A 9,576-nucleotide genomic window follows, 5' to 3' on the forward strand; every position below is an offset into this window, starting at 1 on the left:
TCGGGGCGGGGAGGCGGGGGTGATCGGGCGGGCCGCGCGGCGACGGCTGGCGCCGCGGGGGGCGGCTCGGCCGCGGCGCCGGTCGCCGGCCGCGGCGGGCGCTGGTCGTCCGGCCGGTAGAGGGGCGCGGCCGGGGTGAGGGCGGGCTCCTCCCGGATGAAGGTCTGCTCCTTGAGGGCCTCGTACTCCAGCCGGAGGCGCAGATCGCCGATAGCGATGACCTGCCCGGAGGCCACGTCGACCCAGCCGTCGATGCGCTCGTTGTCGACCGCGCAGCCGTTTCGGCTGCCCAGATCCCGCACCCGGTAGCCCCGGCCGGCCTCCCAGCGGAGCTCGGCGTGGCGGCGGGAGACCGAGAGGTCGCGCAGGGGGATCTCGCAGCGGCTGGATCGGCCCAGCACCACCGTACGCAGGTGGGGAACCTCGATGCTACCGCCCCGCCCGGGCCCCTCCAGGATGAAGAGGCGGACCAGCATGTCCTCGGGGGGGCCCCGCGTCCCGGGGTCGGTGGCCGCGCTCGAGCCCCGGCCGGAGTGCTCTGCGCTGCCCGGATCCGTCTCCAGATCGGCCGGATCCCCACCGATGGCCTCGACCTCGTCGGAGTCGAGCCGGCCCACCTCGCGGAGGGCGGCCTCGAAGGGATCGTCCGGCTCGCCGAGGATCGTCGGATCCTCGCGCCGGCGCCCATCGTCCACCGATCGGGGGGGGCGTTTGCGTCGGATGGCCATGCGGGTCAGCACCGGATTTCGGGTACGATCCTCACGATACCACGGGCGAGCGTCCCTCACCCGTTTTACGCCCTTCTTCCGGCATGTTATTGACGCCAGCGCCATGAGCCTTCGCGTCTACGACACCCTCGAAGCCAAGAAGATCGACCTCGAGCCGATGGAGCCCGGCAAGATCGGGCTCTACGTCTGCGGCCCGACCGTGCAGAACGTCCCGCACCTGGGGCACGCGCGCTGCTACACGACCTGGGACGTGGTGGTGCGCTACCTGCGCTTCTCGGGCTTCGAGGTCACCTACGTCCGCAACTACACGGACATCGACGACAAGATCATCAAGATGGCGAACGAGGAGGGCACCCCCGTGCCCGAGTTCGTCGCGCGGAACATCGTCGCCTGGGAGGAGGATCTCGAGGCGATGGGGCTGCTCGATCCGGACGTGAAGCCGAAGGTCACCGAGCACATCCCCGAGATCATCGCCCTGACCGAGGCCCTGATCGAGCGGGGCCTGGCCTACGAGGCCGCCGGCGACGTCTACTTCTCGGTGCGCGACTTCCCGCGCTACGGCCGGCTCTCGAAGCGGGACGTGGACGACATGCGCTCGGGCGCCCGCGTCGATCCGGGCGAGCAGAAGCGCGACCCGCTCGACTTCGCCCTCTGGAAGGCGGCCAAGCCCGGCGAGCCGGAGTGGGAGAGCCCCTGGGGCAAGGGCCGGCCCGGCTGGCACATCGAGTGCTCCGCCATGTCGTCCAAGTACCTGGGCGAGACCTTCGACATCCACGCCGGCGGGCACGATCTGATCTTCCCGCACCACGAGAACGAGATCGCCCAGTCCCTCGGCGGCACCGACGGGCAGTTCGCCCGCCGCTGGATGCACAACGGCTTCGTCAACGTGGACTCGGAGAAGATGTCCAAGTCGCTGGGCAACTTCCGCACCGTGCGCGAGCTCCTCGAGGAGGTCGACGCCGAGGTGCTGAAGTGGACCCTCCTCTCCAGCCACTACCGCTCGCCGCTGAACTTCACCCCGCAGCTCTTCGACGAGGGGAAGAAGCGCGTCCGCTACCACTACGAGACGCTGCGCCGGGTCGCGCGCGCCCGGGCGAAGCTGGCCGAGGCCGGCTTCGAGGCCGGCCCGCCGGATCCCTCGACGACCCTGCCCCTGGTGAAGGCCAAGCGGGTGGGCGAGCTGCGGGGGAAGTTCGTCGAGGCGATGGACGACGACTTCAACACCGCCGGCGCCTTCGCCGTGCTCTCCAGCGCCTACGGCCTGCTCAACGAGCTCTGCGACGCCGCCGAGGCGGGCGAGGGTGATCTGGGCGCCATCGCCAACACCCTGATGGTGACCGAGCGCGAGGCCCGCGCGCTCTCCGCCGTGCTGGGGCTCTTCCAGGCCGAGCCGGACGCCTGGCTCGAGGCCCAGGAGGCGCGGGCGGCGGCCTCGAGCGGCATCGACGCCGCGAAGGTCGAGGCGCTGATCGCCGAGCGCCTGGAGGCCCGCGCCAACAAGGACTGGGGCCGGGCCGACGCGATCCGGGACGAGCTCAAGGCGATGGGGGTGGTCCTCAAGGACGGCCCCAATGGCACCGAGTGGAGCGCGGCCTAGGGTTGCCTCCATGGGAGGTCGCTTCGAGCTGAAGACCGAGCTGGTCCCCGCCGGGGATCAGCCCGAGGCGATCCGCGAGCTCCTCGAGGGGCTGCGCCGGGGCGAGAAGCACCAGGTGCTCCTCGGCGCCACCGGCACCGGCAAGACCTTCACGATGGCGAACGTCATCGTCGAGATGCAGCGGCCGACCCTGGTGATGGCCCACAACAAGACCCTGGCCGCCCAGCTCTACGAGGAGCTGAAGGAGCTCTTCCCCGACAACGCGGTGAAGTACTTCGTCAGCTACTACGACTACTACCAGCCCGAGGCCTACGTCCCCTCCACCGACACCTTCATCGAGAAGGACTCGTCGGTGAACGACGAGATCGATCGGATGCGGCACGCGGCCACCCACGCCCTGCTGACCCGCGACGACGTGATCATCGTGGCGAGCGTCTCCTGCATCTACGGCCTGGGGACCGCCGAGGCCTACTTCGGCATGGCCGTCTCCCTGAAGCGGGGCGAGACGGTGAAGCTCGGCGAGGTCCTCGCGGCGCTCGTCGACATCCAGTACGAGCGGGGCGACTACGACTTCCACCGCGGCACCTTCCGGGTGCGGGGTGACACCCTCGAGATCTTCCCGATCTACGAGGAGGAGCGGGCGATCCGGGTCGAGCTCTTCGGGGACGAGATCGACGCCATCTACGAGATCGATCCCCTGCGGGGCGAGCGCCTCGCCGAGCTGGACAAGGTCTCGGTCTTCCCGAGCTCGCACTACGTCACCGCCCCGGAGCGACGGGAGAAGGCCCTCTCGGGGATCGAGGCGGAGCTCGCGCAGCGGCTGAAGGAGCTGCGGAGCCAGGAGAAGCTGCTGGAGGCGCAGCGCCTGGAGCAGCGCACCCGCTTCGACCTCGATCAGCTGCAGAACATGGGCTTCTGCCCCGGCGTCGAGAACTACTCCCGCTGGCTCTCGGGGAGGGCCCCCGGAGACCCGCCGCCCACCCTCCTGGAGTACTTCCCCCAGGACTTCCTCCTCTTCATGGACGAGTCGCACCAGACGGTGCCCCAGGTGGGGGCGATGTTCCGGGGCGACCGCTCCCGCAAGGAGACCCTGGTCGACTACGGCTTCCGGCTGCCCTCGGCCCTCGACAACCGGCCCCTGAAGTTCGAGGAGTGGGAGCGCCTCGTGAACCAGGCGATCTACGTCAGCGCCACCCCGGGGCCCTGGGAGCTGGAGAAGACCGGCGGCGTCGTCGTCGAGCAGGTGATCCGCCCCACCGGGCTGCTCGATCCGCAGATCGAGGTCCGGCCCGTCGAGCAGCAGGTGGACGACCTGCTGGCCGAGATCCGCCTGCGGGAGCGGCGCGGCGAGCGGGTGCTGGTCACCACCCTGACCAAGCGCATGGCCGAGGACCTCACCGAGTACTACGCCGAGGTGGGGGTGAAGGTGCGCTACCTCCACGCGGACATCGACACGATCGAGCGGACGGCGATCCTGCGGGACCTGCGCCGGGGCGAGTTCGACGTGCTCATCGGCATCAACCTCCTGCGGGAGGGGCTCGACCTGCCGGAGGTCTCCCTGGTGGCGGTCCTCGACGCCGACAAGGAGGGCTTCCTGCGCTCGGAGACCTCCCTGATCCAGACCGTCGGCCGGGCCGCCCGGAACGTCGAGGGCAGGGTGATCCTCTACGCCGACACGATCACCGACTCGATGCGCTACGCCATCGACGAGACCGACCGCCGCAGGGAGAAGCAGCGCAAGTACAACGAGGAGCACGGCATCACGCCCGCCTCGGTGAAGAAGGCCATCCGTGAGCTCGGGCTGGGCGAGCCCGACAAGGGCGGCGAGGGCACCGCGGGGCTGGTGCGCGAGCGCCGCGAGCAGGCCGACTGGGTGGAGCTGCCGGCCGAGGCGCTGGCGGCCGCGATCGGGAAGTGGGAGGTCGAGATGCGCAAGGCCGCCGACGATCTCGACTTCGAGCGCGCGGCCCAGCTCCGCGACCGGATCCGGTCGGCGAAGCAGGAGGCCCTCGGCCTCGGTGGGGACACCGAGCTGGACCGGGTCGTCGCCCTCTCCAAGGCCTTCGCCCGCTCCGCCGGCCGCAAGCGCCGGGACAAGAAGCACCGCTGATCCCCGAGCCCCTCCCCCTCAGTGGTCGTGGCGGTGGTGCAGGTCCGGCGTGTGAGGGTGGCTGTGCAGCCGGTCGTCGTGGGAGTGCTCGTGGCTGTGCCAGAGCCAGGCCGGCAGGCCCGGGTGGACGTGATCGTGGTGGCCGTCGTCGTGACGGTGCCGGTGCACGTGTTCCTGCGGCGCATGAGTGTGCTCGTGGGCGTGCCGCTCGGTGTGCATCAGCCAGAGGGCGAGCACCATCATCACCCCTGCGAGGGCCTCCACCGGCGTGATGGCCTCGCCCAGGGTGGTCCAGGCGAGGGCGAGGCCCCAGAAGGGGGCGGTGGCGAAGATCATCTGGGAGCGGCTCGCGCCGAGCTGCTGCGCCCCGGAGACGTAGAGCACCAGCGACGCGCCGTACGCGAGCGCGCCGACCCCCAGCCCCAGGCCCACGACGGGGAGGGCGCCGGGCGTACCCTCGAGGAAGAGGCCGAGGCCGAGGTTCACGGCGCCGGCCGCCAGCCCCTTGGCCAGGGTGGACTGTGCGGGGGTGAGCCCGTCGATCAGCGCCGTCAGGTTGTTGTCGAGTCCCCAGGCGAGGCAGGCGGCCAGGATGAGCACCGCCGCGCCCGCGTTGCCGAAGCCGGAGGGAGAGGCGACCAGCACGCTCGCGCCCACCACGAGGCCCGCGGCCAGCCAGGCGCGGCCGTCGAGGTGCTCGCGGAAGAAGAGCAGCCCCAGCGCGACGGTCGCTGGCGTCTCCAGGTTCAGCCAGAGGGCCACCGAGGAGGCCGGCGCCAGCGTGAGGCCCGAGAGCAGGAGGAGGGGCCCCAGGATGCCCCCGAAGAGGATCGCGCCGGTGAGCAGGAGCCCGTTGCGGCGATCGACCACGAGCCGGCGGGCCGGACGCCGCAGGGCGAAGGGGAGCACGCCCAGGGCCGCGCCGAGGTAGAGCAGGCCGGCCAGGCTGAAGGGACCCAGGCCGTCGAGGAGGACCTTGGCCGCTGGCGTCGAGGCGCCGAAGAGCGCCGCGGCGAGCAGGCACCAGAGGACGGGGGCCGTCGGCGCCCTGCTCATCGTCTCTCGCTCGGGACCATCGGCCAGGGACTACTCCAGGGACCAGCTCGCCTCGACCAGGGCCCACTCCTCGGTGAGCTCCGTCCTGCCGCCGAACTCGGAGTCGTCGTTCTCCGGCGTCGAGGGGCGCTTCTTCCGCAGCAGCTCACCCACCGCGGTGACCTTCCGGCCGAGCTGCTCCTCGGCCCAGGCCTCGCCGACCGCGTGGAGGTAGAGGGGGCCCTGGGGGGTGTGGAGGATCGGGCCGGCCTTGGCGTTCCGGGCCGTGCCGCTGACCAGGACCAGGCGCCCCAGCCCCTGCTTCCACTCGGGGGCAGGATCGAGCACGTCCTGGTCGCCCTCGGCGCCGGTGGAGATCGCGCCCCCGGCGTCCACCGTGGGGGAGGGGATCAGCTTGCGGCGCCCGGGGACGCCCAGGACCTCGACGGGCGTGCCATCGAGGGCCTCGGGCCACTCGGCGAGGCCGGCGAGGTAGATCGGGTCGCCGCTGGCGCCGACGATCACGGCGCCGCCCTTGGCCTGGCGGGCGGTGCCGGTGAGGGCCTGCTGCGCTGCGGTCGTCTTCACGTTCACCGGCTCCGCCTCCCTGGCCTCGGGGCGCGATCCGGTGCAGGCCGTGGCCAGCAGGATCACCGCCCCGAGGAGGCCGATTCGCAGTCCGCCCATCAGGCGATCGCGACGTACTTCTCGGCCTTGGCGCCGCAGATCGGGCAGGCCTCGGTGGGCTTGCCGAACTCGAGGTGGCCGCAGACGGGGCAGAGGTAGACCTCCATCTGGGAGAGGTCGGCGCCGCCCTCGAGGGCCTCGAGGGCCTGGGTGAAGAGATCGGCGTGCACCTTCTCGGCGTCGCGGGCGTAGGCCAGCTGCCGCTCGGCGCGGTGGCCCTCCTTCTTCGCCTGCTCGACCATCGGCGGGTACATCTCCTCGTGCTCGTAGGTCTCGCCCTCGATGGCGGCCTTGAGGTTCTCGATCGTGGTGCCCACGCCGTCCATGTTGCGCAGGTGGTAGTTGGCGTGGATCGTCTCGGCGTCGGCGGCGGCGCGGAAGAGGCGGGCGATGTTGGCGTGCCCCTCCTGGTCGGCCTTGGTGGCAAAGGCGAGGTACTTGCGGTTGGCCTGGCTCTCGCCGGCGAACGCGGTCTGCAGGTTCTCGAGGGTCGTGGGCATGGTGGCCTCCCTGGTTGGGGCTTTCGTTGGCTTCGGGTCCGTCACCCTATGCACCAGGTCCGGGCGGACTACCATGCCTGGTGCCGATGACGATCCCCGACTCCATGCGCTGGCCCCCCGAGCTGGAGGCGAAGGTCGCCCGCTTCCCCCGGGCGCCCGGCTGCTACCTCATGCGCGGCAGCGACGGCTCGGTGCTCTACGTGGGCAAGGCCCGCCGGCTGCGGGAGCGGGTGCGCGCCTACCTGCGGGGCACCGACGAGCGGGCCTTCGTGCCGATCCTCCCCCGGATCGTCCGGGACATCGAGGTGCTCGAGGTGGGCAGCGAGAAGGAGGCCCTGCTCCTCGAGAACGAGCTCATCAAGAAGCACCGACCCCCCTTCAACGTCCTGCTCAAGGACGACAAGAGCTTCATCACCCTGCGCCTGGACCGGAAGCACGCTCACCCCCGGCTGGAGGTCTGGCGCCGGCCCGACGACGACGGCGCCCGCTACTTCGGCCCCTACGCCTCGGCGGCGGCGGTGCGGGAGACCCTGCGGCTGATCAACCGCTACTTCCAGCTGCGCACCTGTTCCGACTCGGTGCTGAGCAACCGGAAGCGGCCCTGCCTGCAGTTCCAGATCGGCCGCTGCCCCGCGCCCTGCGTCCTGGAGGTGCCGACCTACGACCGGAACGTCGAGGACACGGCGCTCTTCCTCTCCGGCAAGCACGACCGGCTGCTCGTCAGCCTGCGCAAGCGGATGAAGTCCGCCAGCGATCGCATGGCCTACGAGGAGGCGGCCCGCCTCCGGGATCAGATCCGGGCGGTGGAGCGCACCCTGGAGCAGCAGCGGGTGGTGCAGGTCCAGGACCGCCGGGACCGGGACGTCTTCGGGATCTACCGGGAGGGGCCGGCCCTGGAGGTGCAGCTCCTGACGGTGCGGCGCGGCCGCCTGGTCGGGGGGCGCAGCTTCTCCTTCTCGGGGCAGGCCTTCCCCAGCCCCGAGCTCCTCGCCTCCCTGCTCTCGCAGTACTACGGCGAGGGGGCCGAGGTCCCGGCCGAGGTGCTGGTGCCCCTGCGCCTGCCCGAGCGCGAGGCCCTCGAGAGCCTCCTCTCCGAGCGGCGGGGCGGGCGGGTGCACCTCCTCCAGCCCCAGAAGGGGGAGAAGCGGCGCCTGCTCGAGCTGGCCGAGCAGAACGCCCACACCGGCTTCGTGACCCGGCGCAAGCAGGAGGAGGAGGCCGGCGCCCTGCTGGAGAGCCTGCAGCGCAACCTGCGGCTGAAGAACTACCCGGCCCGGATCGAGGGCTTCGACATCTCCCAGGTGCAGGGTAGCAGCCCGGTGGCCAGCCGGGTGGCGGTCACCGAGGGCAAGCCCGACAGCAGCCGCTACCGCCGCTACCGGATCAAGGAGGTCGAGGGGCAGGACGACTTCGCCATGATGCGCGAGGTCCTCACCCGGCGCCTGCTGCGCGGGGTGGAGGAGGGGGATCTGCCCGATCTGCTGGTGGTCGACGGCGGCAAGGGCCAGCTGGGGGTGGCGCACGCCGTGATGAAGGACCTCGGCATCGACGGCATCGACCTGATCGGGCTGGCGAAGAGCCGGCGGGAGGCCGGCGACGAGGGCGCCCGCAGCCTGGAGCGGGTCTTCGTGTACGGACGCAAGGACCCGATCGTCCTGCGCCAGGACTCGGCCGAGCTCTTCGTCCTCACCCGGCTGCGGGACGAGGCCCACCGCTTCGCCATCACCTACCACCGGCAGCGCCGGCGTCAGAAGACCCTCTCCTCGCCCCTGGACCGGATCCCGGGGGTGGGGCCGGCCCGCCGCAAGGCCCTGCTCAAGCACTTCGGCTCGCTGCGAGAGGTGAAGGCGGCCTCGGTGGAGGCCCTCGCCGCGGCCCCGGGTATCTCGGCCACGCTGGCCGCCCTCATCCACGAGGGCCTGCGCGGGGACTGAAGTAAGAATTATTCGGGTGATTCCAGGCATTTCCCTTGCATGGGGGCCAGGGTGGGCGCTATACGTCAGGGATCATGCGACTCTACGCCAAAGTCATCCCCGCCATCGGGCGGGACATCATCTCCCGCCTCATGTCGGACGGCGATATCGAAGTCGAGCCGATGCGGGTGGTCGAGGCCGAGCAGGACATGGCGGCCATCATGAAGCAGTACCTCTCCGACGAGGACGCCGTCAGCCGGGCGACCAAGGACACCCTCGAGCGGCGTGAGCTGGACCACAGCCAGTTCGAGCGGGTGAAGCGAGAGATGGCCGACGTGAGGGGACACAAGACGGGTGACGACGGGATCGACTACGTCATCAACCAGATGCTCGAGTTCCTGATCCTCTCCCGCAACGTCGAGGAGGTCTTTGCCGAGGACCACACCATGCGGCGGAAGATCCACGACATCTTCAAGAAGTACCTCCTGGTCGAGGACACCATCGACCGCGAGGTGCGGGCTCGCCTCAAGCACCTCGAAGAGGGCACGATGGACTTCGAGATCGAGTACCGCAAGCAGGTCGAGCAGATCAAAAGGCTCAAGGGCCTCATTTAGTCCGCGCGATCCGGCCTCGTGGCGACTGGAGGTGGGGGAGCGGAAGCTCCTCCCACTAATTCGGAATGCAGACGCCGTTGGCGTCGCAGGTCCGTCCCGCCGGGCAGCTCCCGCCCGCTCCGCAGGCGAAGAGGTAGACCGTCTGCCGGAAGGCTCCCGCGGTCCCTGGCGCGCCGGCCGAGCTCTGACCGGCCGTGACCCCTCCGGCGCCCGCGGCGCCGCCGGTGTCGATGGAGGGATCGAGCTCGAAGACGTTGGTCGGCCCCCAGGGGGAGCCCTGGGCGTTGAAGCCCAGGACGCCGAGGCTCGGGCCGCCGCAGCCGCCGCCGCCACCGCCGCCAGGCCCGCCGTTGCCGCCGTCACCGCCCTTGCCGCCGCTCGAGGCGCTCCAG

9 protein-coding genes are annotated in these 9,576 nt (G+C 71.0%); 4 read left to right on the forward strand and 5 right to left on the reverse strand.

The window, feature by feature from the left end; all coding sequences use genetic code 11:
• Window positions 1-695 (reverse strand): FHA domain-containing protein (locus tag P1V51_25190; GenBank protein ID MDF1566351.1); only part of this gene is annotated, 695 nt, incomplete at its 3' end.
• A gap of 136 nt (window positions 696-831) precedes the next feature.
• On the opposite strand from P1V51_25190, the gene cysS reads away from it, so the two are divergent.
• Window positions 832-2,325 (forward strand): cysteine--tRNA ligase, encoded by a 1,494-nt coding sequence (cysS, locus tag P1V51_25195; GenBank protein MDF1566352.1) that lies wholly within the window; start codon window positions 832-834, stop codon window positions 2,323-2,325.
• Between the two features lie 10 nt (window positions 2,326-2,335).
• The gene (gene uvrB / locus P1V51_25200; protein ID MDF1566353.1) at window positions 2,336-4,435 is read left to right on the forward strand and encodes an excinuclease ABC subunit UvrB; all 2,100 of its coding nucleotides are present in this window, start codon (window positions 2,336-2,338) and stop codon (window positions 4,433-4,435) included.
• 18 nt (window positions 4,436-4,453) lie between these two features.
• Here uvrB and P1V51_25205 read toward each other — a convergent pair whose 3' ends face one another.
• The 3 genes from P1V51_25205 to P1V51_25215 are packed head-to-tail and all read right to left on the reverse strand — an operon-like array spanning window position 4,454 to window position 6,657.
• Window positions 4,454-5,491, reverse strand: a complete 1,038-nt coding sequence (locus tag P1V51_25205) for a DMT family transporter (protein MDF1566354.1) — start codon at window positions 5,489-5,491, stop codon at window positions 4,454-4,456.
• A 30-nt stretch (window positions 5,492-5,521) separates the two neighbouring features.
• On the reverse strand, window positions 5,522-6,157 hold the full coding sequence (locus tag P1V51_25210; GenBank protein MDF1566355.1) for a hypothetical protein: 636 nt from the start codon (window positions 6,155-6,157) through the stop codon (window positions 5,522-5,524).
• The gene (locus P1V51_25215) at window positions 6,157-6,657 is read right to left on the reverse strand and encodes a rubrerythrin family protein (protein MDF1566356.1); all 501 of its coding nucleotides are present in this window, start codon (window positions 6,655-6,657) and stop codon (window positions 6,157-6,159) included. Before P1V51_25215 ends, P1V51_25210 begins: the two co-directional genes overlap by 1 nt.
• Before the next feature lie 86 nt (window positions 6,658-6,743).
• Between P1V51_25215 and uvrC the strand changes: the two genes are divergently transcribed.
• Window positions 6,744-8,591 (forward strand): excinuclease ABC subunit UvrC, encoded by a 1,848-nt coding sequence (gene uvrC, locus P1V51_25220; protein MDF1566357.1) that lies wholly within the window; start codon window positions 6,744-6,746, stop codon window positions 8,589-8,591.
• 74 nt (window positions 8,592-8,665) lie between these two features.
• The gene (locus P1V51_25225; protein ID MDF1566358.1) at window positions 8,666-9,184 is read left to right on the forward strand and encodes a DUF507 family protein; all 519 of its coding nucleotides are present in this window, start codon (window positions 8,666-8,668) and stop codon (window positions 9,182-9,184) included.
• 55 nt (window positions 9,185-9,239) lie between these two features.
• On the opposite strand, the gene P1V51_25230 is transcribed toward P1V51_25225, so the two are convergent.
• Window positions 9,240-9,576, reverse strand: a 337-nt coding sequence (locus P1V51_25230; GenBank protein MDF1566359.1) for a hypothetical protein, incomplete at its 5' end; no start/stop codon positions are given.

The sequence above is a fragment of the Deltaproteobacteria bacterium genome, from assembly GCA_029210625.1.
Lineage (GTDB): Bacteria > Myxococcota > Myxococcia > SLRQ01 > SLRQ01 > JARGFU01.